This window comes from Gilliamella intestini (assembly GCF_900094935.1).
GTDB lineage: Bacteria > Pseudomonadota > Gammaproteobacteria > Enterobacterales > Orbaceae > Gilliamella > Gilliamella intestini.
The window spans coordinates 1-25,959 of the sequence record NZ_FMBA01000030.1 but is presented as its reverse complement, the minus strand read 5'-3'; the positions used below and the strand labels follow the sequence as shown (position 1 = coordinate 25,959).

Annotated in this window: 19 protein-coding genes and 4 pseudogenes; 8 read left to right on the top strand and 15 right to left on the bottom strand. The window is 35.9% G+C overall.

What is annotated here, in order from left to right:
* Window positions 1-737: 737 nt before the first annotated feature.
* Window positions 738-874: pseudogene (locus GA0061080_RS13320) on the bottom strand (hypothetical protein); the annotation flags it as partial.
* A gap of 222 nt (window positions 875-1,096) precedes the next feature.
* Here GA0061080_RS13320 and GA0061080_RS08495 point away from each other — a divergent pair.
* Window positions 1,097-1,537, top strand: a complete 441-nt coding sequence (locus GA0061080_RS08495) for a phage holin family protein (RefSeq protein ID WP_091124078.1) — start codon at window positions 1,097-1,099, stop codon at window positions 1,535-1,537.
* Window positions 1,538-1,787: 250 nt separating this feature from the next.
* Here the strand turns inward: GA0061080_RS08495 and GA0061080_RS08490 are convergent, their stop codons facing one another.
* The gene (locus tag GA0061080_RS08490; protein ID WP_091124075.1) at window positions 1,788-3,200 is read right to left on the bottom strand and encodes an FAD-dependent oxidoreductase; all 1,413 of its coding nucleotides are present in this window, start codon (window positions 3,198-3,200) and stop codon (window positions 1,788-1,790) included.
* Window positions 3,201-3,213: 13 nt separating this feature from the next.
* Window positions 3,214-7,671, bottom strand: a complete 4,458-nt coding sequence (gene gltB, locus GA0061080_RS08485; RefSeq protein ID WP_091124072.1) for a glutamate synthase large subunit — start codon at window positions 7,669-7,671, stop codon at window positions 3,214-3,216.
* 241 nt (window positions 7,672-7,912) lie between these two features.
* On the opposite strand from gltB, the gene GA0061080_RS08480 reads away from it, so the two are divergent.
* The 3 genes from GA0061080_RS08480 (at window position 7,913) to GA0061080_RS08470 (ending at window position 11,766) form a co-directional block, all read left to right on the top strand.
* Window positions 7,913-9,439: a spermine/spermidine synthase domain-containing protein gene (locus tag GA0061080_RS08480; protein ID WP_091124068.1), complete on the top strand. Its 1,527-nt coding sequence runs from the start codon at window positions 7,913-7,915 to the stop codon at window positions 9,437-9,439.
* Window positions 9,440-9,449: 10 nt separating this feature from the next.
* Entirely contained in the window at window positions 9,450-10,067 is a 618-nt protein-coding gene (locus GA0061080_RS08475; RefSeq protein ID WP_034915183.1) for an MFS transporter, read from the top strand.
* Window positions 10,068-10,584: 517 nt separating this feature from the next.
* On the top strand, window positions 10,585-11,766 hold the full coding sequence (locus GA0061080_RS08470; protein WP_065561488.1) for a BaiN/RdsA family NAD(P)/FAD-dependent oxidoreductase: 1,182 nt from the start codon (window positions 10,585-10,587) through the stop codon (window positions 11,764-11,766).
* Here GA0061080_RS08470 and GA0061080_RS08465 read toward each other — a convergent pair.
* Complete coding sequence (locus GA0061080_RS08465) at window positions 11,759-13,195, bottom strand: sigma-54 interaction domain-containing protein (protein ID WP_091124064.1); 1,437 nt, start codon at window positions 13,193-13,195, stop codon at window positions 11,759-11,761. The genes GA0061080_RS08470 and GA0061080_RS08465 overlap by 8 nt on opposite strands.
* A 249-nt stretch (window positions 13,196-13,444) precedes the next feature.
* Here GA0061080_RS08465 and dokD point away from each other — a divergent pair, with 249 nt between their 5' ends.
* The 4 genes from dokD to GA0061080_RS08445 are packed head-to-tail and all read left to right on the top strand — an operon-like array spanning window position 13,445 to window position 18,890.
* Window positions 13,445-14,842, top strand: a complete 1,398-nt coding sequence (dokD, locus tag GA0061080_RS08460; protein WP_091124061.1) for an ornithine/lysine decarboxylase DokD — start codon at window positions 13,445-13,447, stop codon at window positions 14,840-14,842.
* A 52-nt stretch (window positions 14,843-14,894) separates the two neighbouring features.
* The gene (locus GA0061080_RS08455; protein ID WP_091124058.1) at window positions 14,895-16,301 is read left to right on the top strand and encodes an APC family permease; all 1,407 of its coding nucleotides are present in this window, start codon (window positions 14,895-14,897) and stop codon (window positions 16,299-16,301) included.
* 25 nt (window positions 16,302-16,326) lie between these two features.
* Window positions 16,327-17,433, top strand: a complete 1,107-nt coding sequence (locus GA0061080_RS08450; protein WP_091124054.1) for an alanine/ornithine racemase family PLP-dependent enzyme — start codon at window positions 16,327-16,329, stop codon at window positions 17,431-17,433.
* A gap of 53 nt (window positions 17,434-17,486) precedes the next feature.
* Window positions 17,487-18,890, top strand: coding sequence for an amino acid permease (locus GA0061080_RS08445; RefSeq protein ID WP_091124052.1), 1,404 nt, complete (start codon window positions 17,487-17,489; stop codon window positions 18,888-18,890).
* Between the two features lie 162 nt (window positions 18,891-19,052).
* Here the strand turns inward: GA0061080_RS08445 and GA0061080_RS08440 are convergent, their stop codons facing one another.
* From GA0061080_RS08440 to murQ, 11 genes and pseudogenes are all read right to left on the bottom strand, one after another.
* Complete coding sequence (locus GA0061080_RS08440; RefSeq protein WP_091124048.1) at window positions 19,053-19,655, bottom strand: MarC family protein; 603 nt, start codon at window positions 19,653-19,655, stop codon at window positions 19,053-19,055.
* Window positions 19,656-19,794: 139 nt separating this feature from the next.
* A complete protein-coding gene (gene rplS / locus GA0061080_RS08435; protein WP_034913735.1) occupies window positions 19,795-20,145 on the bottom strand; it encodes a 50S ribosomal protein L19 in 351 nt (116 codons plus the stop codon).
* A 31-nt stretch (window positions 20,146-20,176) separates the two neighbouring features.
* Window positions 20,177-20,929: a tRNA (guanosine(37)-N1)-methyltransferase TrmD gene (gene trmD / locus GA0061080_RS08430; protein WP_091124045.1), complete on the bottom strand. Its 753-nt coding sequence runs from the start codon at window positions 20,927-20,929 to the stop codon at window positions 20,177-20,179.
* Window positions 20,930-20,945: 16 nt separating this feature from the next.
* Entirely contained in the window at window positions 20,946-21,476 is a 531-nt protein-coding gene (gene rimM / locus GA0061080_RS08425) for a ribosome maturation factor RimM (RefSeq protein WP_091124042.1), read from the bottom strand.
* A 23-nt stretch (window positions 21,477-21,499) separates the two neighbouring features.
* Entirely contained in the window at window positions 21,500-21,748 is a 249-nt protein-coding gene (rpsP, locus tag GA0061080_RS08420; RefSeq protein WP_039126678.1) for a 30S ribosomal protein S16, read from the bottom strand.
* A 252-nt stretch (window positions 21,749-22,000) separates the two neighbouring features.
* Window positions 22,001-22,375 (bottom strand): DUF956 family protein, encoded by a 375-nt coding sequence (locus tag GA0061080_RS08415; protein ID WP_091124038.1) that lies wholly within the window; start codon window positions 22,373-22,375, stop codon window positions 22,001-22,003.
* Between the two features lie 146 nt (window positions 22,376-22,521).
* Entirely contained in the window at window positions 22,522-23,433 is a 912-nt protein-coding gene (locus GA0061080_RS08410; protein ID WP_091124034.1) for a PTS system mannose/fructose/sorbose family transporter subunit IID, read from the bottom strand.
* Window positions 23,434-23,449: 16 nt separating this feature from the next.
* Window positions 23,450-24,244: a PTS mannose/fructose/sorbose transporter subunit IIC gene (locus tag GA0061080_RS08405; RefSeq protein WP_091124082.1), complete on the bottom strand. Its 795-nt coding sequence runs from the start codon at window positions 24,242-24,244 to the stop codon at window positions 23,450-23,452.
* A 26-nt stretch (window positions 24,245-24,270) separates the two neighbouring features.
* Window positions 24,271-24,804: pseudogene (locus tag GA0061080_RS13315) on the bottom strand (PTS sugar transporter subunit IIB); the annotation flags it as partial.
* Window positions 24,805-24,863: 59 nt separating this feature from the next.
* Window positions 24,864-25,245: pseudogene (locus GA0061080_RS13310) on the bottom strand (PTS sugar transporter subunit IIA); the annotation flags it as partial.
* A 358-nt stretch (window positions 25,246-25,603) separates the two neighbouring features.
* Window positions 25,604-25,959, bottom strand: a pseudogene (gene murQ, locus GA0061080_RS08395) (N-acetylmuramic acid 6-phosphate etherase); the annotation flags it as partial.

Sequence of the window (25,959 nt, the reverse complement as noted above, 5' to 3'; positions counted from 1 at the left end):
GAATTATTATAACTCACATCATGCCGTCTAAAAAATAATCACGAAAGATCAACACGCCCTAATTATTAATGTTTTTTGACATCTACTAGATTATATTTGTTAGCATCATATTTTTTATATAATGCACTATTCTAACGGATATCGTTCATGCCTGAGGCAATTAATAATTGATATAATGTCGGTTTTATTAAAATGTGATATTTTTACACTTTTTTATTTATTGTGCAAATAGATACATATAATATCACAACAAGTTAAATCTGTTTTAGGTAAACACCTTGATGTTTTCTTATGCATTAACTTTTAAACTAAACTAGCTCGGCACAATGTTGACTGTGAGGTGTTAGCTTAATGTCCTTATGCAACCATATACATTTATTCATATCGCATCAATTAAATAGGATTTTTTTACTTAAACACGATACGTTCCTGAAACTTTTTAACAAAAAAAGGCTTTTGTTTGTTTAGGTAAACAGTGTGATAACCAGCGTATCAATCAAAAATTTACCAGCCACAAACCAATGGGAAAGCCGAAAGCGTGATACGAACTTTGGATTGAGGTGTGGCATAATCAGACATTATTTAGCGATTAACAAGAGAGAAAACAAAATATTAAGCAATTATTGACTATTATAATACAGTTAAACCACATAAATCGATTTCAGGAAAAACGCCTTACGAGTTTTTAGAGGATTATTTTAACCATGAAGTGTAAACTATTCGGCGTTTTCCTACATTTAATTTAAACTAAAATAGTTGTTAAACCTCCAATTCAAAATACTTTCAGCTGCTTTGCGCCCCTGGTTAATTACCGTTACCACTACATCAGAGCCCCTTACAGATCGTCTCTAGCAAAAATTTTAGCATTAGTCGTTGTTTTGTAGTCGTTGGTTTCAGGGGCGATGATTTTGTCTTGCATATCAAAATCTCCCCCTTGTTCTCAATAAAAAATTTATTCGACGATTTCAGCAAGTAGAGTCAATACTCAAACAAAAAAATTTGTCTTTAATTGATGCAACGCTTGAACAAATGGAAGACGCATGGCAAAGTGTTAAGAAATTAGAACAAATTAAATTCAATAACGAAAGGAATAAAAATGACTGAACAAAAAAATGAATTATATCAAGAGATAGAAGCATGGGCGCAAAATGCCATATTGCATAGTCCAACATGGAGCATTAACCAGCTCGATTACTCGGAAAAAAGTATTTCTGTTGTTGAAATCATTATTGGTGAGTTAGCTGAGAAAAACTTTAGTATCTCTGAAGAACAGCTCAATATGATAGCTCAAGAATATGGTTGCTACTTATTACTGACTGCCCAAAAATTATATGGTGGTGAATTTTATTGGAATGAAGAACTTGAACAACCGATGTTAATTTGCTGTGAACCTCAAGCGGCTATTGTGCTATTAACATGGAATAAAGTAAAAGGACGCCTTTTAGGGGATGAAGCAGATCATCTTGCATTTTTCTTAGAAGGGTTTGCAGAGGCGATCCAACACCCTGAAGAAGGTTCAAAGATTGTTTATTTATAATATAAAATTAAATGCTATTTGTTGGTAAAAAATTAATTAGGGTAAGCTTATAGCATTTTGAGTTTTAATGCCTTTTATTAAGTAGAAGATTAAATTGACTCAATATTGCTAATCAAAACTACTCAAGTTGCTCTATTTTTACTCGAATTGTGTTAGATGAACTTTATCATTTCTTATAGATAAAAATATTTTGAAAAACATAAACTTCATTCAATGTTGAATGGAGTTTATGTTTAATCTAATCTTATTATTACACTTCTAAGTAATCTAAGATACCTTCAGCCGCTTTGCGACCTTCGCTAATGGCGGTAACAACTAGATCAGAGCCACGAACAGCATCGCCACCGGCAAAGATTTTTGGATTAGTAGTTTGGTAGCTGTTAGCTTCGGGTGCGATGATTTTGCCCTGTGGGTCAAATTCGACACCATGCTGAGCAAGCCAAGGCATGGCATGTGGTTTGAATCCAAAAGCCATGATTACTGCATCGGCAGGAAGAATAAATTCAGAACCTTCGATAATTACTGGCGAGCGTCGTCCTTTTGCATCTGGCTCGCCGAGTTCTGTCCTTACCATTTTTATGCCTGTTACTTGTCCTGTACTATTAATTTCAATGCTGAGAGGTTGTACGTTAAATTGGAACTGTGCGCCTTCTTCTTTTGCGTTTTTCACTTCGCGCTTTGAGCCCGGCATGTTGGCTTCGTCTCGGCGATAAGCACAAGTAACTTCAGTTGCACCTTGACGGATAGATGTTCGTACACAGTCCATTGCGGTATCACCACCGCCTAATACCACAACACGTTTGTTTTTCATGTCAATGTACGGGGTATCTTGGGTTTGCGCATGTTTCATTATGTGTTTAGTGTTGGCAATTAAAAATGGTAAGGCATCATAAACGCCGTTGGCGTTTTCGTTTTCAAGCCCTGCTCGCATTGATTGATAGGTGCCTGTACCAACAAATACAGCATCAAATTCATTGATTAAGTCAGCTAATTGTACGGTTTTGCCTACTTCGGTATTTAGTCTGAATTCTATGCCCATTTCAGTAAAAATATGTCTTCGGTTGATTAATACTTCTTTATCAAGTTTAAACGCTGGGATGCCAAAGGTGAGTAGTCCGCCAATTTCAGGATGACGGTCAAACACAACTGGCGTTACGCCATTGCGGACTAAGACATCAGCACAAGCAAGGCCAGCAGGGCCAGCACCAATAACCGCAACTTTCAATCCTGTTTTTTCAACGTTTGATAAATTAGGTTTCCAACCCATTCTAAATGCTTCATCAGTAATATAACGCTCTATATTACCTATGGTAACTGCGCCAAATTCAGCATTTAAAGTACAAGAACCTTCGCAAAGGCGATCTTGAGGGCAAACTCGACCGCAAACTTCAGGTAGGCTGTTGGTTTGATGTGAGAGTTCAACCGCTTCTAATATTTTGCCTTCATTAACCAGTTTTAACCAATTGGGAATATAGTTATGAACAGGACATTTCCATTCACAATATGGGTTGCCACAAGCAAGGCAACGATCAGCCTGCGCTTGTGATTGTGGAGCAGAAAATCCTTCATAAATTTCAACAAATTCAATTTTGCGAATGTTTAACGATTTTTTAGGCGGATCAACACGTTGTAAATCGATAAATTGATAAACATTTTGACTCATTTTCGTGTTCTCCTTACTGTGCTTGAATACGTAGTTCTGCTGATGAACGACTGCGATGCCCAAGTAGCGCTGTTACATCACTTGATTTTGGTTTGACTAATACAAATTGTTTTGAATAATCATCCCAATTAGCCAAAATTTCTTCGGCGCGTGATGAATGGGTAAGTTGAGCGTGCTCCATTATTAAACCACGTAAATGTTCTTCGTGAATTGAGTAATCAGCAACATTTAATAGTTCCACTAATTCTTTATTAATGCGTTTATGGAAATCACTATCTTCATCTAAAATATAAGCAAAACCACCTGTCATACCGGCACCAAAGTTAACTCCTGTTTTGCCTAGTACGCAAACAATACCGCCTGTCATATATTCACAACCATTGTCACCAATGCCTTCAACAACACTAATTGCACCAGAATTACGTACCGCAAATCGTTCTCCAGCACGTCCAGCGGCAAAGAGTTTTCCTCCAGTTGCACCATATAAGCAGGTATTACCAGCAATGGTTGCTTCATGGCTCAAAAATGCTGAGCCTTGCGGTGGTCGAATCACAATACGACCACCAGCCATGCCTTTACCAACATAATCATTGGCATCTCCTGTGAGTGTTAAGTCTACACCTCCTGCGTTCCAAACACCAAAACTTTGACCCGCAGTGCCGTTAAAGTTAAGCGAAATAGGATCAGCAACAAGACCTTGGTCACCATATTTTTTGGCAATATAGCCAGATAAACTAGTACCTACAGAACGATCGGTATTTTGTATATCAAAATAGAGGCTTTGGCTTTGGCGATTATCGACAAATTGTTGTGCTTGTGTGATGATCTCTTTATTTAGCACACCTTTATCAAATGGTTTATTGTCTTCAATACAATAAACTGGTTTGCCATCAATAGGTTTTGCTGTTTCGAGCAGTCCTGATAGGTTAAGTTTTTGTTGTTTTGCTGTGATGCCATCAAGTTCTAATAACAGATCAGTGCGTCCTATCAAATCGACAATACGGCTGACACCTAGCTCAGCCATGATTTCTCGCGTATTACACGCAATAAAGCGGAAATAGTTTATCGCTTTTTCTGGCAGACCATGATAATGCTCGCTACGCAGTTTTTCGTCTTGCGTTGCAACACCCGTTGCACAGTTATTAAGGTGGCAAATACGCAGATATTTACAACCTAAGGCAACCATTGGTCCTGTTCCAAATCCAAAACTCTCAGCACCTAAAATAGCAGCTTTGACAATATCAGTGCCCGTTTTTAAACCACCGTCTACTTGTAAACGTATTTTGTGACGTAACCCATTGGCGACTAATGATTGCTGAGTTTCAACCAGTCCTAATTCCCAAGGAGAACCAGCATATTTGACTGAAGTTAATGGGCTGGCGCCTGTTCCACCATCATAGCCTGAAATGGTAATTAAGTCGGCATAGGCTTTAGCAACTCCAGTTGCGATTGTGCCAACGCCTGGCTCTGATACTAATTTAACCGAAATCATGGCATTAGGGTTAATTTGTTTTAGGTCAAATATTAATTGTGCCAAATCTTCAATCGAGTAAATGTCGTGATGAGGTGGTGGTGAAATAAGTGTGACACCCGGTACAGAAAAACGCAATTTAGCAATATATGGTGTGACTTTGTCGCCAGGTAACTGGCCACCTTCCCCCGGTTTTGCTCCTTGTGCTACTTTGATTTGAATAACATCTGCACTCATTAAGTAACTTGGTGTTACACCAAAACGACCTGATGCAACTTGTTTTATGCGTGATACTTTTATGGTGTTGTAGCGAGCTGGATCTTCACCACCTTCGCCTGAATTTGAAAAACCACCGAGCGTGTTCATTGCTTCGGCAAGGGATTCATGAGCTTCAGGGCTTAGCGCACCAATTGACATAGCTGCCGAGTCAAAGCGTTTGAATAGTGATTCTTCTGGTTCGACTTGATCAAGTGGAATAGCTGCGTTTTCAGGTGGATTGAGTTTTAATAAATCACGCAAGGTGGCAATAGGGCGGTTGTTGACGATATCGGCATAGCGTTTGTAATCTTCATAATTGCCATTATTGACCGCTTTTTGTAGTGACTGTACTACATCAGGATTATAAGCATGATATTCACCACCATGAACATATTTAAGTAACCCGCCTTGTTCTAATGGTTTTCTTTTCAGCCATGCACTTTTTGATAAGTTAAATTGGTCTTGTGCAAAATCATCAAAATTGGCACCATTAATACGGTTAGTAACCCCTTGGAAACAAAGTTCAACGACCTCTTTATTTAATCCAACTGCTTCAAATAGTTTTGAACAGCGGTAAGAGGCGACAGTTGAAATGCCCATTTTTGACATAATTTTATATAAGCCTTTGTTAATCCCATTACGATAATTAAGAATGGCTTCACGGTAAGATTTTTTTATTGTGCTATTATCGACCATTTGACCTAAAATTTCGTAGGCTAAATAAGGGTAAATTGCGGTTGCACCAAAACCAAGAAGTACCGCAAATTGATGTGGATCACGGCAGCTTGCGGTTTCGACAATGATATTAGCATCGCAACGTAAGTTTTTTTCAACTAAGCGTTGCTGAACAGCTCCAACTGCCATAGGCGCAGGAATTGGTAAGCGATCAGGTGCTATATTTTTATCTGATAAAATCAATAATACCGTACCATTGCGAACTTTTGCTTCAGCATCACCACATAATTGTTCAATGGCATCGCGTAGGCTACCATCGATTTCATAAGTGATATCTAAAGCTTCTGATTTGTAATAACGTGATTCTAATGCTGTTAATTGTTTAAAATCTGAATAGACCAAAACCGGGGATTTAAACGCAACACGATGCGCTTGACCTTCTGCTTCGGCAAACACGTTCATTTCACGACCAATACTGGTTGAAAGTGACATAACGTGTGCTTCGCGTAGTGGATCGATAGGCGGATTTGTTACCTGAGCAAATTTTTGACGGAAATAATCATAAATTGAGCGAGGTCTTGTTGATAGTACCGCAAATGGTGTGTCATCGCCCATTGAGCCGGTGGCTTCTTGACCGTTTTCACCTAGCACTCGAATACATTGGTCGAGCTCTTCAGCACTATAACCAAATTGTTTTTGATAAGTTGTTAGCAAGATATCGTCATAATCTCGATAGCCAATGTTATCATCAGGTAGGTTTTCAAAAGGGATCAGTCTTTTAACATTTTTTTCCATCCATTCTTTATATGGATGACGTTTTTGTAAATCGTTGTCTGTTTCAGACGATTGTAAAATGCGACCTTCTTCAGTGTCTATAACTAACAATTCACCTGGACCAACGCGTCCTTTAGTGACGACTTCGTCAGGTTGATAATCCCAAATACCGATTTCGGATGCACAGGTAATGAGTTTGTCTGTCGTTATTACATAACGTGCAGGACGTAATCCGTTACGGTCTAAGTTACATGCGGCATAACGACCGTCAGACATTACAATACCGGCAGGACCATCCCAAGGTTCCATATGCATTGAGTTGAAGTCGAAAAAAGCACGCAGATCTTCGTTCATGTCAGGATTATTTTGCCATGCAGGTGGAACCAATAAGCGCATAGCTCGTACAATATCCATTCCTCCAACAAGAAATAGTTCAAGCATGTTATCTAATGAACTTGAATCAGAGCCCGTGACATTAACAAAAGGTGCTGCATCTTGTAAGTCTGGAATGAGTGGTGTTTTAAATTTATAGGAACGTGCTTGTGCCCATTGTCTATTACCTTCAATAGTGTTGATTTCACCATTATGAGCTAAATGCCGAAAAGGTTGCGCTAATGGCCAACGAGGAACAGTATTGGTTGAAAAACGTTGATGAAATAAACAAATTGCTGTTTCCATTCGGATGTCAGCCAAATCTAGATAGAATCGAGGTAAATCTTTAGGCATACATAAGCCTTTATAGATATTGACCTGATTTGAGAAGCTACAAACGTAAAATGTATCGTCTTGTACTCGTTTTTCAATTCGACGGCGCACCATGTATAGGCGGCGTTCTAGATCAATTTTTGTCCATCCGGCGGGTGCATTAACAAAGACTTGTTCAATTTTAGGCAATGATGATAGGGCAATTTCACCAAGCACACTTTTATCAATTGGTACTTCACGCCAACCTAGAATGGATAAGGTTTCATTGGCTAATTCTTCTTCGACAATATCACGGCTAATTTGAGCTTCTTTTTCATCTTGGCTCAAAAACAACATACCAACGGCATAATTACTTGCTAAACGCCAGCCCGCATCTTGTGCCACTAATCTAAAAAATCGATCGGGTTTTTGTAATAAAAGTCCACAGCCATCGCCAGTTTTACCGTCTGATAAAATGGCACCACGGTGTTGCATTCTGGCAAGTCCGTGAATTGCAGTACGCACCACTTTATGACTTGGTTGCCCTTCAATGTGAGCAATTAAACCAAATCCACAGTTATCTTTTTCATGATGCTGGTTATATAACATATCATTGCCTCTAATTCATCGTTTTATAATTTAAGAAGGAATAGGCTTTAATTCCATATTGCGTGTGAAGTTAATCAAAAATTAGTTTTTGGTCAAATAAATATTACTTATAAGTTAATCTTCCAAATATAGCGTTATTAATGAAGCTAATTTTATTTGATGTAAAATGAATAATTGTATAAAACATTAGCAATTAATTATATGTTTACTATAATAGTTATTTAGGATAGAGGAAAACACTATGAAATATTTTGCTTGGTGCATTTCGCTTTTAGTTGGATTGATGAGCTTAGGTCAAGAAATGCTATGGTTTAGAATCGTTAGCTTTATGTTAGGTGGTGCTCCCTATGCTTTTGCACTTGTACTGTTCTTTTTTCTATTAGGTATTGCTTTTGGTGCAAATCGAGGTAAAACAATTTGTACACGCTATTCGAACCTACTATTGGCAGGAGGAATGGTTTTAATTTTTGCTGGTTTTATTGATATATTGATTCCATTTATTATTCAAAGCCTAAATCAACCAAATAGTTTATTTGAATGTGTATGTACATGTTGTATTTTAATATTTGTCGTTGCAGCTTTAAAGGCAATATTATTTCCAATTGTGCACCATTTAGGGACGAATATAGCCAATGGAAAAGTAGGTGCTTCAGTTTCTAAAGTCTATTTTTTTAATATTATTGGCTCAACGCTTGGTAGTTTATTAATTGGCGGAGTTCTCCTTGATTATATTTCTATTTCATCAATGTTTATTTTAATAGGTATTGTTTGTATCTTATTAGGTGGCTTGATGATAATTAAAAAATCGGCAATTTCTGTTTCTGCCTTTGCTATACTTGGTATTAGTTGCTTTTATTTTGTAGATAAACACTCTGATTATATTTTCAGAGATAGATTCGGACAAGACATATCTATCAATTCTTATATTGAAAATCGCTATGGTGTAATTCATATCGCCAATGACAATAAGGATGGGCGGAAAAATATTGTATTAGGAAATCGAATGTATGATGGTATTTTAAATATAGATCCAGATAATGATATAAATGACTTAAACCGGCTTTATCTATTAGCGGCAATTCATCCAAATCCTAAAAAAGTGCTGGTTATTGGTGTTAGTGGTGGGGCTTGGACGCGTGCTTTATCGAGTTTTCCTACGTTAGAAACGATTGACGCCATTGAAATTAATAAAGGTTACTTGGATATTATTAAACAATACCCAGTTGTTTCTCCAATACTAGATGATCATAGAATTAATATCTATATTGATGACGGTCGACGTTGGCTTAAACGAAATAGTGATAAAAAGTATGATTTAATTGTTATGAATACTACTTACCATTGGCGTTCAGGAATAACCAATCTATTATCGCAAGAAATGATGAATATATTACATAATTCATTAAATCCTAATGGTATTTTGGCATTTAATAGTACTCGTTCGCTAGATACATTAAAAACGGCACAATCGGTATTTAAATATGCTTATTGGGGTACAATGGGCTTTATTTATGCCTCGGATTCAGAGATTAACATCGATGACAATGTTGCTAAAAATCGTCTTGATAAGTTGGTTTTAGATGGCAAACCATTGTTTAATGAAGCGTCTAAACAAGTTAAAAACGGTGCTTACCAAAAAACATTAGCAACCAAACTGTTAAGTCTAGATGAAGTTGAAAAGCTTTATAACTTAGGACGAGATACGGAAATTATTACCGATAGTAATATGATAACTGAATATAAATATGGTTTTGGGGCAAATAATTAAGGACGCTTTTATGTTAAGTAAGAAACAATCACTACTATTAAGCACGCTATTTTTTATTTCTGGAATGAGTGGTTTAACTTATCAAGTTGCTTGGCAACGAGCTCTTTATTCTGCTTTTGGTTCTGATGTTGATTCTGTGGCAATCATTGTATCGGCATTTATGTTAGGACTTGGTTTAGGCGCTCTTGGAGGAGGAAAAATTGTTGATAAATACCCAAATAAAGCACTACAGTTTTTTTGTTTTAGTGAATTTGGAATTGGTTTATTTGGAATAATTAGTTATCAACTTATTTTATTTGTCGGTGATATCTTTATTGTTTACAATTTAATTGTTGTTGCAATTGTTAATTTCTTATTGGTGCTTATTCCAGCCCTTTTGATGGGAGCAACACTTCCAATTTTAATTACTTATATAGCACAGTTTTGGAAAAATATTGGTCAAACCACTGGACATCTTTATGCGATTAATACTTTTGGTGCGGCAATTGGTGCAATTTTGACAGGATTTATTTTATTTAACTATTTTGCTCTTAATGTTGTAACAATATTTGCTGCACTAGGAAATTTTGTTGTTGCTATATCTGCTTATCTATTTTTTAATAAAATGCGAATAAAAAAGAGCGGATAAGAAGATAGAATAGTACTATAAAGATATTAAAAATGATAAATCGGTGATAGTTGTCGCTGGTTTATCAATATATTATTAAAATCAATTAGTTAATTATTTTAATAATACAAGCTTTTTACTACTAATTAAGTTTAAATAAGTAATAAAGATTATTTTGATATATTTACCCTCCTTTTATAAAAATTGCATAATCATACCTTTATAATTGGATGAAAAATAAAAAGAATGCTGGCTTAATAAATATTATTTATAAGTCGATCTTTTAATAAGTTATATAAACGTTATTAATAAAGCTAATAGTAGTATTTACCTTTATGATTTATTTTGTTTTTTATAAGTTAAGGTGTTGCTTTTAAATTTGGCTTTAGAAAATGGGATATAAGTTCTTTTTCTTTCTTGTTAAAAAGTTTCAGGTAACTAGGTGTTTGAGTATAAAATAAGTTATTTGATTCAATAACTATGAGTGATAATTGTATACTGTTATAATTTGTTATCTTTTGTTTTTGATCTATTAATAATGCAAACTAAAATTACGATTGTGGGTGCTGGCGCAGCTGGGCTTTTTTGTGCAGGTTTACTGGGGCAAAAAGGGTATGATGTTACTGTGATTGATAATGGTAAAAAGTTAGGACGCAAAATTCTAATGTCTGGTGGTGGTAAATGTAATTTTACTAATTTAATGGTTGAACCTAGTAATTATATTTCTTGCAATCCTCATTTTTGTAAATCAGCTTTGAAACAATTCACTCAGTGGGACTTTATCCAATTAGTAAATCAGTATGGTATTGCTTACCATGAAAAAGATCATGGGCAATTATTTTGTGATAATTCAGCGCAAGATATTGTTGATATGCTATTAAACGAGTGTCAAAAAGGGCATGTTCATTTTATGATGCAGACTCAGGTTGAAGATATTAGCAGTGATAAAATAGGATTTAAATTACATACTTCTCGAGGCATTATTGATAGTGATAATCTTATTATTGCTACGGGAGGCTTATCGATGCCTGCCCTTGGCATGACTTCAATTGGCTATAAAATTGCTGAAAAATTGGCTATTCCAGTGATACCAGTCAAAGCAGGATTAGTACCGTTCACGTTACATAAACCTTTACTTGATATATTATCAACCTTGTCTGGTATTGCTGTTGCTGTTGAAGTTTCTAATGAAAGAGTTAGTTTTAAGGAGAATCTATTATTTACTCATCGAGGAATTTCAGGACCAGCTATTTTGCAAATATCAAGCTATTGGCAGGCTGGAGAGTCAATTACTATTAATTTATTACCTGATTTCACATTCGAATCATCGTTTAAACCATTATTAGAGCAGAATCGTAATCAAACTATAAAAAATTGTTTAGCACAGGTTTTACCTAAAAGGCTTGTTGAGGTGTTAATACAACTCAATTTGATAAACGATATAATAGTTAAGCAAATTAATCCCAAACAACAGCAAGACTTGTATAATGCTTTAACACATTGGCATATTACTCCAAATGGGACTGAGGGTTATCGTACTGCGGAGGTGACTCTTGGTGGTATAAGTACTGATGCGTTGTCTTCCAAAACTATGGCAGTTAAAACACACCCCAACCTCTATTTTATTGGTGAGGTTGTCGATGTGTCAGGCTGGTTAGGTGGCTATAATTTTCAATGGGCATGGAGTAGTGCATTTGCTTGTGCTAGATCGTTTAATTAATTACGCCCATTTGAATATGGTATTTTTTTACTTTGTATTGTAACGTTGTGCGTGAAATGTTTAATAGTTTTGCCGCCGTTATAATTTTGCCGTTGGCTTGATTTAATGCGTTAATGATGAGTTGTCGTTCATAGTTTTCAACTTGTTCAATTAAGTTGTTTCCATCAGTAGATGTGTTGATAGGTAAATTTTCTGGTTTATTAATATCATCGTTTTGAGAAGATGAACTATTAAGATCGAATAGATCTTCATCAAGGACAATATTCTGTAATTCACCCGGTTCGTTTTGTAATACCATACTTCTGACAATTGTATTTTCAAGCATACGGACATTACCGGGCCAAGGAGCTGATATTAATTGTTGTAGTGCATGTTCGCTGATACCGCTAATTACAACATTGACGTCGTTTTTATGTTTATCAATAAAATAGCGTGCTAACACCGGAATATCTTCTGTTCTGTCTCGTAAAGCTGGGAGCTTTATTAAACCTACGTTTAATCGATAAAATAGATCGTTTCTTAATTTACCTGTTTTTAATAATTCTGTTGGTGATTCGTTCATCGCTGCAACAATACGAACATCAGAATACATTTCTTTATTGCCACCGAGTGGCCAATAGGTTTTTTCTTGTAAAAATCGTAATAATTTGCTTTGCATATCTAAAGGCATGGCATTTAATTCATCAAGAAACAGTGTGCCGCCATTAGCAAGCTCTAAATATCCTTGCCGAGTTTCAGCCCCCGTAAATGCCCCTTTTATTGTACCAAATAATGTGCTTTCAATTAGTGTTGTTGGTAATGCACTACAATTAAGGGATATGAAGGGTTTATGTCGGCGTTGGCTTGTTTGGTGTATTAATCGCGCAAATAACTCTTTGCCCGTGCCTGTTTCACCAACAATTAATACGGGAACATCATTTGCCCCCAACATGTTGGTTTGATCTATAACTTGTTGTATTTTTGAGGAAACAAAAACAATTTTGGGTAATGGTTGTTCTTTATTGTGGTATAACTTGCTATTTAGTTTAAAAACCTGATCTTGTAAGTGCCTAACAGTAGATAAATTTCGTCCTATTTCTATTGCGCCGATAATTTTTTGATTTTTATTATAAAGTGGTACGGTTGTATGCATGTAATCAACAAGTTTACCTACATGGTTATAATAGCTTTGGTAATTATTTTGATATTCTTTCCCATGTTGTAGGGCTTGCAACATCGTGCTGTCTTCTTTTCGCATCTTGGGATAAACTTTAAGCATTGGCTTTCCTATAGCTTGTTCTATAGGATAACCATCAAGTTCAGCACTTTCCTGATTGTAATAAACATATTTACCTTCTTTATCAATAATCGCCATTGGTTGATGGATTAAATCAAAAAAATGTTTAAATATTTCCAATGATTGTAATAATTCAGGGTCGATTGTCATGATATTCGTGCCTTTTGAACTAAGGTGGTTTGCTACATTTAGCTTCGTTTAATTTAAACGCCTGTTAATTATTATATAAAAATGACAAATTTTTGTCATAAAAACGGATTTTATACTAAATGACTAAATTTTTACTTGCGCTTTATTTGTTAATGTATTGATTATTTTTGTTTTTAAAGTTGGCATGCTGATTGCACAACAAGTGAGAAGCCATTTTACTTATTTTTTATGTAATCATTAACTGGAGGCTATATGTCCGACAAAATTATGTCAAATTATAACAAATTACGCACTGATCTTGTAACTAAAGATCGTCGTTTTAGCGCTGAAAGTGGCAAACTTTGTTTTGATGGTGTTAATTTAGAAGAGTTAGCCAAAAAATATCCAACGCCTTTTTATGTGTTTTCTGAAAAAGAAATTGATCGTAATGTGCAAGAAATTAAAGAGGCATTTAAAGCGCATCCAAATACAAAAATCTTCTATGCATCAAAAACCTGTTCTGTAATGGGTGTGCTTAAAGCGATTAAAGATGCAGGAATTTATGCTGAAGCGAACTCAATGTTTGAAGTGCGTAAATGTTTAGATATTGGTTTCCCTGGCAGCCAAATTGTGTTTAATGGTGTTGTTAAAAAACCAGTGGATTTAGAGTTTGCTATCCAAAATGATCTTTATATTATCAATGTGGATAGCTTATATGAACTTGATATTATTGATGAAATTTCAAGACGTTTGAAAAAAGTAGCAAATGTTTGTGTGCGTGTTGAGCCAAATGTTCCGTCAGCAACTCATGCAGAATTAGTAACGGCTTATCATGCTAAATCAGGTATCGATTTAGAACAAGCAGAAGAAACATGTCGTCGTATTTTAGAAATGCCATATGTTCATTTACGCGGTTTACATATGCACGTTGGTGATCAGGTCCCAGAATCAGAGCCTTTTGCTAAAGCAACGAAAGTTTTAGTTGATGAATCACGTCGCTTAGAAGAAGTGCTTGGTATTAAATTTGATTTAATCAACGTAGGTGGGGGGATCCCTGTTCCTTATAAATATGATGAAGAAAATGGTAATCCATTAGAAGATAATATGTATGCAGGTATTACTGCACAAGATTTTGCTGATGCTGTTATTAGTGAAGTACACAAATGGCGTACTGATGTTGAAATCTGTATTGAGCCAGGCCGTAAAGTAACAGGTTCAGCAGGTGTGCTTGTAACTGAAGTTGCCTGTGAAAAACGTAAAACCAATTATGATTTAGACGGCAATATTGAAGAGCATGTTGAGTGGAAATTTGTTGATGCTGGTTATAGTGTTTTATCTGATAGTCAACATTTTGATTGGTTCTTCTATGTTTATAATGCTTCAAAAATCAATGAAACACATGATGAGTACATCAAATTAGCAGGTCCTTTATGTGATGGTGGTGACTATTTCCATGTCGGTGTTAAAGGTGAAGAATTCCTAATGCCAAAAGACACTCAAATCGGTGATATTGTTGCTTTCCTTGATGCTGGTGCTTATACCATCGAAAGCCAAACTGTTTATAACAATCGTCCTCGTACTTCTGTTGTAATGATAGATAAAGAAGGTAAGGATAGATTGATTCGTCGTGAGGACACTTACGAAGATATGGTTGGGTACGACATATATTAATCATCAATATCTGGGGCATTTTATGCTCCAGATATTATAAAGTGAGGTTATTATGAGTGATTCTAAAGATTCAAGCCTACTTGGCATTAAAGACATTGTGTTTATGAATGTTATTGCAATACTCAGTTTGCGTCAAATTCCGAATGTTGCTCCTTATGGGGCGTCAGCAATGGTACTTTGGTTACTTGCTGCATTTTGTCTTTTTTTCCCATTAGCTATGGTTTGCGGTGAGCTTTCAACCGGTTGGCCAAAAGATGGTGGTATTTTTGTATGGGTAAAAGAAGCATTTGGTAAACGTATTGGTTGGATTGTTGTTGTTTGCTTTTTGTTTTCTTGCGTTCTTTTCTTCCCGTTAATGTTGCAATTTGGTTTTACTGCCATAGGGTATATGTTTAGTGCTGAGTTAGCTCAAAATCAAATATTTATTGGTGTTGGCTCTATGGTGGTATTCTGGATTTTAACACTGATGAATATTAAAGGGATGCAATGGACTAAGATTATTAATAGTGTGAGTGCATGGCTTGGCGTATTTATTCCAGCCGCTATTATTGTGCTATTAGCTGTTGTATGGTTATTAACAGGGCATCCAATGGCAACGAGTTATAGCCATGCCAGTGATTGGTTTCCTGATTTAAGTAGTTGGGATACTATCGTATTTTTGTCTAGTATGATGTTTGCATTTGCTGGCCTTGAAGTTGCGCCAATGATTGCAGGACGTACGCGCGATCCTCAACGTGATTTTCCAAAAGCAATGTTAGTTTCAGCAATTGTAATTGTTGGTATTTATATGGTCGGTTCATGGGCTATTAATACTTTATTACCAGCAGCCGATACTGATATCGTAGCGGGTGTTATGCAAGCAATGGAAGCCGCAGCTAAAGAATTACATATGCCTTGGTTATTACCAGTAATGGCAATTTGTTTATTCTTTGGGGCTTTAGGACAAATTAACTCATGGTTAGTAGGCCCTATTTATATGTTACAAGAAGCATCAAAAGAAGATAATTTGCTTGGTGAACGTATTGGTCGTTTACATCCTGTGTATAAAACACCTGCTTTTGCTTTAATTATTCAAGCAATTATTGTCACTGTGCTTTGTTTTTCAACATTTGTGTCACCAAGTATTGCTGCAGCGTATTGGATGTTAACAGCGTTAACGACAATTTGTTACTTTATTCCATATTTAGTGATGTTTATTGCGTATTATCGTTTACGCTTTACTCAACCTGATGTACCGCGTAGCTTTAAAATTCCAGGTAAGGTTATGCCGATTGTTTTACCTGCATTAGGATTTTTATCAACGCTATTTGCTGTAATTTTGGTCTTTATTCCACCTGCGCAAATTGATATGGGGGGATATGTTGAGTATATCGCCAAAATAGTAGGTGGTGCTGTGCTTGCTATTGGTTTAGCTGAGTGGATCTACTATCGAGCACAAAAGCGTAACCGTTTGCAATAGTAACAATATATAGAGGAGTAAGTGTATGTACAAACCTATATTAGAAATTGATTTACGCAAATTAAGAAATAATGCTCGTGTTGAAAAAGAATTGTTAGCTAAACATGGCATTGAAGTAATGGCTGTCAATAAAGTTTTTGATGGCTGTGTAGAAACCGCCAAGGCTGTACTTGATGGTGGTATCGATGTGATTGCCGAGTCAAGAACTTACAATTTAAAAAAATTGAAAGAGGCTTTAAATTGTAAAACATGCTTATTACGCAGTCCTTGTTTAAGTGAAATTACTGATGTGGTTAAATATGCTGATATTAGCCTAAATAGCGAAAGGCAAATTATTCAAGCACTTTCTGATGAAGCGGTTAAGCAACAAAAAGTTCATCAAGTTTTGTTGATGGTAGATATGGGAGATTTACGAGAAGGTATTTGGTTTGAACATATTGATGATATTATTGATATGGTCAAATTAATTCTTTCTTTACCGGGTGTTGAGCTCTATGGGCTTGGCACCAATTTCAACTGCTATGGTACCGTTTTACCAACAGTAAAAAATGGAGTGGACTTTTTACATATTGCGAGTAAAGTAGAAGAGTCTTGTAATATTAAAATTAAATATTTATCAGCAGGTAATTGTACAAGCTACCACCTATTAGATAAAGGTATTTGGCCTGAAGGGTTGAATCACTTAAGAATAGGTGGATTGCATGAGTTTGGTATTGAGTATGTAGATATGAAATATCTGGATGAATTTCATCATTCAAGCAAGCCTGTTGATAAAGCGTGCAGTGATTTGTATAAATTATACGCGCAAGTTATTGAGCTCAATAGCAAGCCAACGGTTCCTGTTGGTGAGTTAGGTGTGGATGCATTTTTAAACAGTAAAACCTTTGTTGATAGCGGTACACGCAAACGAGCACTTCTTGCCTTTGGACGTCAAGATGTACCAGCAGAAAGCTGCGTGCCTATCAATGATAAGATTACTGTTTTAGGGCAAACAAGTGATCATACTATTGTTGATATTGAAGATGTTTCTGAAACATTAAATGTTGGTGATATGATTGGTTTTGAGCTTGATTACACTGCTTTACTAATGGCTTGTCAAACTAATGGTGTAGAAAAACGGTTTATTTATTAATTGTGTTAGCTGCTGGGAAACCAGCAGTTTTTATTGATTATTAGGCGGTTTATATGGCAACATCAGAATCACAAGAAAACCCTTATCCCAGTAGTTTAAAGAAAAACCTAAAAAATCGTCATCTTTTGATGATTTCTTTAGGTGGTTCGATTGGCACTGGGTTATTTATCGGTATTGCATCCCCACTTAGTACAGTTGGTCCATTAGGAACCATTATTGCTTATTTAATGGCAGGAAGCATAATGCTTTCAACCATGTTATGTTTAGGTGAACTTTCTTGTGCATTCCCTCATGCAGGTTCATTTCAACACTATGCGTTGATGTTTATACCCAATCCGATTTGGAGTTATACCATCGGTTGGTTGTATTGGTTAAGTTGGGTGCTATCTATGGCGGCTGATTTGACTGCTGCTTCAATGATTGCCCACCAAACCTTCCCTTCGATTCCTATTTATCTTTTTAGTCTATTAATTCTAATTGTTCTTACTTCAGTGCATTTAACCTCTGTTCGTGCATTTGGAGAAAGTGAGTATTGGTTTTCAACTATTAAGGTTCTTGCGATTATTGCATTTATTGGGGTGGGGATTTATTTACTTAATCACCAATATACCCAAACGCATATCTTACCAACATTTAAAACCGAAAAAGGGTGGTTTCCTAATGGTTTTTTAGCCATATTGGTTTGTATGACTATCGTGACCTATTCCTTTCAGGGCGTCGAATTAATTGGTAGTGCAGCTGGTGAGTCACAATCTCCACAGTCTGTGTTACCTAAAATTATTACAGGTGTTGCTTTTCGTATTATTTTATTTTATGTCTTGGCTATTGTTGTTTTGGCTTTGGTGTATCCATATGGAACAGAACATAATGAAATCAGTCCATTTGTGTGGGTATTTAATCGGGCTGGAATTACATTTGCTTCGTATATGATGCTTTTTGTGATTTTTTGTGCGGCTATATCTGCAGCTAATTCAGCTATTTATGCAAGCTCAAGAATGTTATGGTCTATGGCTCAAGATAATTTGGCTCCAAAATATTTCTCAGAAGTAAATCGACGAGGGGTTCCAACAAAGGGTATATTATTTATTGCTATTATTGCATTAGTTTCTTTGTTTTCGAAATATATTGCTGCTGAAAAATTGTATATTTATTTAGTAGCGGGAACAGGGCAAGTGGGATGTTTTGCATGGATTATTATTGCTTGGTGTCAATATCAGTTCCGTAAGAGAGTAAATAACGGTAAATATCCCAAAGAGATGATAAAGTTTAAATCGCCATTATTTCCTTGGCTGGCAGGGATTTCTATTATTGTTAATATTGTGATTATTATTGGTGTTTGGTTTGGAGATTCAGGGCATTTTATTTTATTATCAGAAGTTGTTTTAGTAATAATTATTTTGGTTTCTTACTTTTTCTATAAGAAACGAAATTCTTTAATAATAAATACGTTAGATTAATTTTATTGACCTATTAATTTATTTGTAATCACCTAATAAATCAGTTTAGGTGATTACATTTAATTTTTTAAATCAGATTATTAATGCTTTTACTATTTGATTTATCTTTCTTTTTAGACAGTAAGTTAAGTGCATTGGCTTGGTATAATTTTCTGATACTAGTCATTTTAGAAAAGCTGATACACCCGTAAAAACGACTTGCGCAGCAATAGCCGATATTAGTAACCCAGTTAGTTTTGATAAGATAGCAATACCTGTGTTTTTTAATACTTTAGCAATACTTTTTGCACATAATAGCATTGCATAAATCCCTGAAGATGCAATGAATAAAGAAACAGCGCCAATCATATTGGCTGCAAAGCCTACGGAGCTTGTTCCCATAACAATGATAGTACCAATGGAAGCGGGTCCCATACAAAGTGGAATTGCAAGGGGTACTACACTGATATCTTCATCACTGTTAATTTTGTTTTTTTCAGGCGAATCATTCATGAGTGAAACGGCCGTAATAAACAGTAATGCCCCCGAACCAATTCGAAATGCATCAAGCGTAAAACCAAAAACACTAAACATAGTATTGCCAAAAAAGAATAGTACAATGCCAATGATGAAAACCGCACAAGACGTTTTGAGTGCAGTTTTACGTTTAAGTTCTTCATCATATTGTTTTGTACCACTTAAAAATGCGCTTAAGACAGCAGGTGGTGTCATTAATGCAAATAATTTTACCGTTGTTGATAAAATTGCAAAAATATAGTCAATCATAGCCCACCTTTTATATTGATTATTTTAAAAAATTTACACAACAATAATTGTTGAGTTGAATTTATTTGTTATATATAAAAACGGTCACCACGAAGGTGACCATCTTAAATCTGATACTTTTATTGATAAACAATAAAAACTAATTAAGGCGCTCTTTGATACGAGCTGCTTTACCACGAAGTTCGCGTAAGTAGTAAAGTTTAGCTTGACGTACTTGACCACGACGTTTCACAGTAATTGAATCAACAATTGGTGAGTGAGTTTGGAATACTCGTTCAACACCTTCACCATTCGAAATCTTACGTACTGTAAATGCAGAGTGCAAACCACGATTACGAATGCCAATAACAACACCTTCATAAGCTTGAAGACGTTTTTTGTTACCTTCAACAACCCATACTTTTACTTCAACCGTGTCACCAGGGCGAAAAGACGGGATGTCTTTTTTCATTTGTTCTTGTTCTAATTGCTGAATAATTGCATTTTTCATAATATTATCTCTTACTAGTTATACTGAAATATTAATTGCTTAGTTTGTCACTGTATTCTTGTTGGAATTCAGCGAGTAAACATTGCTCTTCATCAGTCAGAGCTAGATTTGCAAGAAGATCTTCTCTTCTTAACCAAGTTCGTCCTAGTGATTGTTTTAATCGCCAGCGACGAATCGCTTCATGGTGACCAGACATTAATACGTCAGGTACCGCCATTCCGTCTAACACCTCAGGCCGAGTATAGTGTGGACAGTCAAGTAAACCGTTAGCAAAAGAGTCTTCTTTTGCCGATGATTGGTGATTTAGCACGCCAGGAATAAACCTTGCTAATGCATCAATCATGGTCATCGCCGGCAACTCACCACCACTTAACACATAATCCCCAATTGACCATTCTTCGTCAATTTCGGTTTGAATAACGCGTTCATCTATACCTTCGTATCGTCCACAAATCAAAATTAATTTTTGATTTTGTGACAATTCGCAAACACCTTGTTGGTCTAATTTGCGCCCTTGTGGGGAAAGATAGATTACTTTTGTATTGTTACCTGCCACTGTTTTTGCCGCATGAATTGCATCTTTAAGTGGTTGTACCATCATTAACATGCCGGGACCACCACCATAAGGCCTATCATCGACAGTCTTATGCTTATCATGCGCAAAATTGCGAGGGTTCCAATATTCTACTGTTAACAGCCCGTTTTTAACTGCTCGACCAGTTACGCCATAACAGGTAATGGCTTGAAACATTTCGGGAAAAAGGCTAATTACGCCAATCCACATAGTTTTACCTTACCAATTAAAAAGCAGGATCCCAATCGACCACAATCGTTTTTGTTGTTAAATCAACTTGTTTTATAAATTGATTATCAACAAAAGGGATTAAACGTTCTGTTGCGCCAAATGCATCTTTTAGATTTGCTTTAACCACTAATACATCGTTAGATCCGGTTTCCATCAAATCAGTTACCAGTCCTAAATCATAGTTATTAACTGTTTTAACTCGGCAGCCAATGAGATCCTTCCAATAAAAATCACCATTGCTAAGTGCTGGTAATTTTTCTGCATCAACAAACACTTCAATATTGGTTAATGCAATAGCTTGATTGCGATCATCAATGCCTTTAAGTTTCACAATCATATCATGATTATGTGGTTTAAAGCTCTCTACAATTACCTCTTGCCATTGCCCAGCAAGCTGGATATACCAAGGAGTGTAATCAAAAATGCTATCTGGAGATTCTGTAAACGAAAAAATTCTGAGCCATCCGCGAATGCCGTAGCTTGAACCAAGTTTACCAACAACAATAAGATTCTCAGTATTCATCATTACAGTGATTATCAATTACTAAATTAAGCAGCTTTTCGTGCTTGTTTAATTAGTGCATTAACACGATCAGAAACAGTTGCACCTAAACCAACCCAATGATTTACGCGATCAAGATCTAAACGTAATTCTTCTGCTTTACCTTGTGCAATTGGATTAAAAAAGCCAACGCGCTCAATAAAACGACCATCACGTGGGTTACGGCTATCAGTGACAACTACTTGATAAAAAGGGCGCTTTTTAGAGCCACCACGAGCTAAACGAATAGTTACCATAACATCCTCTTAAATTAAAAAATAATCTTTTTTCTGCCCAACATGGACAAAATCAAAGCTCCAGAATTATACTCTTTCTAGTAAAAAGTGCAATGGCTGATTGTTGTTGATGTGATTCTATGTTGTTTGTTTAAACTAACTTACAAAAAAGAATAAAAAAAGTAATACCGTTATAGTTTATTTAATTTTAGTGCCACAAAAAGCACTAAAAATAGTCCATTTTATTTATGGAGGGTTATCGTAATGATGATGCTATTTCTTTTTATTTTTTCGAAAAAAAGCCCGCTTTAAAACATCAAAAAAGCCCAGTGAGCGAACCATTTTTTGCCCGTCAACATAAACTCGAATGGCTTTTAATACCTTTTTGGGGTCTTTAGATGCAAAGGTGTATATGCCGTTTTTTTTTGTTTTTATTGAATAACGAGGGATCCATCTACCACCTAACAATACAGAAGCAGTCACATAATTAACTTCATTCCATGGTATTTGGATATATTTGCGAGGATCGTGTTGATGATAAAACTCGAAGGCTTTGTCACCAATTATTATATTACCGTATTCAGATAAGCCTGTAAATGCGGTTGCTTTCACTGTTAAATCAATTTTAGTATTTAATGATTGAACCATCTACCCTATATCCATGCAAAGTTCGAATGATAATGACACCTTTTCATCACATAGTGTGATGAAAAGGTTAATGTAATATTAAATAGAAAGTTGGTGCTATGTTAAAATATCATACTTTCCAAATATATATAGGCATAGCTATATGTTTATAAAAGGCCGATTACATGCCCAACTATACCAACAATAAATAATCCAAGGATTATTAAAATTGGTGATACTTTTTTACGAAGTAACCACATACAGAAAAAGGTTAATAGTAAAGGGACTAGCCCAGGTATTAATTTATCTAAGCTATTTTGTAAGGTAGTAATCTTTTCGTGGGTAAGTGATAACCCATTTTGCATTTGCATCAATGCTTTTTGAATGCCTTCTACTCCCGCAGGTAATGAGTTCCAGTCAATGAATGCACCGTTATTTAATTTTACTTTTGCAACCACAGGTTGGAATTTTATTGATACCCATCTTTGTACCAAAGCGGCTACAACCAACATTCCCAAAATAGAGGCACCTTTAGTTATTTTGGGTAGTAAACCACCGGATAAATTATCAATAATTTTTGAGCCAGTATGGTAACCAAATTCTTGGGTATACCACATAAAACAGCAACGAATAATATTCCATAGTAAAAAGAATAAAATTGGTCCCATAATATTGCCGCTAAGCGCGAGTGATGCGCCAAGTCCTCCAAGCATCATTCTCAATGTAAACCAGAATACGGGATCGCCCACACCTGCAAGTGGCCCCATCATACCAATTTTTACCCCTTGAATGGTAACGTCATCAATAGCCGCTCCATTTGCGCGTTCTTCTTCAAATGCAAGAGTTACTCCAAGTATTGGTGATACTAAATAAGGGTGTGTATTAAAAAATTCTAAGTGGCGTTTAAGGGCAGCTGATCGCTCTTCTTTAGTCGTATATAATTTTTTAATCGCAGGAATCATTGAATAAACCCAACCACCATTTTGCATACGTTCATAGTTCCAAGAACCTTGAAGGAAAGTTGAACGCCAAACAACAGCTAAACGATCTTTTTTGCTTAATTGAATTCTATCAGTCATTTTCTTCTCCAAGTCCCTAGTAATCATTTAAAATATCATCAAGTGGATCCCCTTTACTGCCACCATTTGATGAATTGCCACGTTCCGAAAGACTGAGGTAAATTAGTGCTAATGCGACGCCTAAAGCACCAATTGCAATTAATGTCAATTGCGATATAGCCGCAATCACAAAACCAATAATAAAAAATGGCCATACTTCACGGTTTGCCATCATATTAATTACCATTGCATAACCAACAGCAACCACCATACCTCCCCCAATAGACATTCCTACTTCTAACCATTTAGGCATTGCAGCTAAAGCGCTTTTAACCGTTTCAGCAGGAATAAATAGTAAAGCTGCTGCAGGAATAGCTATACGCAAGCCTTGCAGGCAGATACCAAAAATTTGTAATAATTCAATTTTTCTAATATTGGCATTTTCAGCTGCAGCGTCCATCATATGAACTAACGGAACAGCAATAGTTCGCACGATAATGGTTAGGAATAAACCGGCTACGGCAAGTGGAATGGCAACAGCAATAGCAGTAGATACGCCAGCAACGCCTTGTCCACCTAGCACTAAAATAATTGACGAAGCAACCGATGCTAGTGCGGCATCGGGCGCAACGGCTGCACCAATATTAGCCCAACCAAGTGCAATCATTTGCAACGAACCGCCCAATACAACACCAGCTTCTAAATTACCTGTTACAAGTCCAATTAAAGAACAAGCCACTAAAGGTTGGTGGAATTGAAACTGATCTAAAATACCTTCCATCCCTGCTAAAAAGGCAATAACTATCACTAAAATGATTGCAATAATCGACAATGTCATAATATATCCCCTTAAATAAACTAATCATTTTGCTGAGCTAATTCTTCTTTGGCTTTTTTTAGTAATTCGTCCATATTGCTATTAGAATCATTAGGTACTTTGCGAACATCAAATTTCACATTTTTTGCTTTTAATTTTTCAAATGTATCAACATCATCAGCATTCATTGACAGCACTTTATTAACCATAACCTTTCCTACGGAATGGGCCATTGAACCAATATTAAGTTCATTGATATCGACACCGCCCTCTATGGTTCGTAGCACATCTTGTGGATTTTCAAATAGAAGTAGCGCTTTGGTATTACCAAAACGAGGATCGTGTGAAACTTCGATAATTTTTTTAACTGGAACAACATTTGCTTTTACGCCAGGAGGTGCTGCCTCTTGGATGAGTTTTTTTCTTAATTCATCTTTTGCAACTGAATCCGAAACAACAATAATACGGTTAGGTTTGGTTGATTTTGTCCACGCTGTCGCCACTTGCCCATGTAATAGGCGTGAGTCAACACGAGCTAACACGATTTTCATTGTACCATCTCCAACTACTGTTCCTTCGGGGATAGTAGTTGCGTTTTTAGTAGAAGCAGAAGATTGTGTTGGTATTTCGACTGTTGTTCGAACACCTTCTTTGCCTGGTTCAATAATTGCGGCAGCAATTTCTTTCGCCGTTTCCATTGAAAAACGAGATGAATAGGCTTCAATTAACATTGGTAAATTTAAACCAGCAACAATAGCCCAATTGCTATGTTCACCACATAAATTGTTAGCTTGATTAAATGGTGTTCCTCCCCATAAATCTACTAAAAACAGGACTTCTTCTTGATTAGCAAATGTTGCAATCGCTTCAAGCATTCGTTCTTTTAAACTTTCAGGACTATCACTTGGGTGCAAGGTAACAGCTTTAACATTTTCTTGCTCTCCAAATATCATCGATCCTGATTGTAGAATACCTTCTGCAAACTCACCATGAGTTGCTAGGATGATTCCAACCATATAACGACCTCCTAATTTTTTTGTTTGAAAATGTGTTGCCATTCCAGTTATTTTAGATCACGAAATAAACTGAGAAATATGTGCTGATCACATTTTTATAAAAAACTTAAATTTTATCTGTAGGAGTTATTTGGACTATTTATAGTAATTCAAATCTTTTGTTATCACTTTGTCGTTTTTTCAACTCACAAATTTCAAACTATTGCGTACCATATGGATGATGCAGATTTTGTATCTACCTATTTTTTACTTATTAGAGCAGTTCAAAAATAGGTAAATACACAAATTTATTTACAGGGTATAACACGATTTTTTACTGCATCAATTAAACTTAGTTTAAGTTTTTATTAAAGTAAGGTTAGACTGAGTGTAGCACCTGACAAATAAAACCGTGTTCTTTTTCCAGTTTTTTTCTGGCTTGCTCTGCATTTAAACCTGAAAGAATCATCAAAATAGCAGTTTTACAATGCTTATTACTTTCGGTTAATGCGGCAATGGCTTTTTCTCGGCTGCAATCGGTAGCCTGCATAACAATGGATATTTGCCGTTCAACAAGTTTGGCGTTGGTAGCTTCTACGTCAACCATTAAATTACTGTAAACTTTGCCAGTTTTTATCATGCTGGCAGTGGTTAACATGTTGAGGACTAATTTTTGTGCTGTACCTGCTTTCATTCTAGAGGAGCCAGTAATTACTTCTGCACCAACAATTGGTG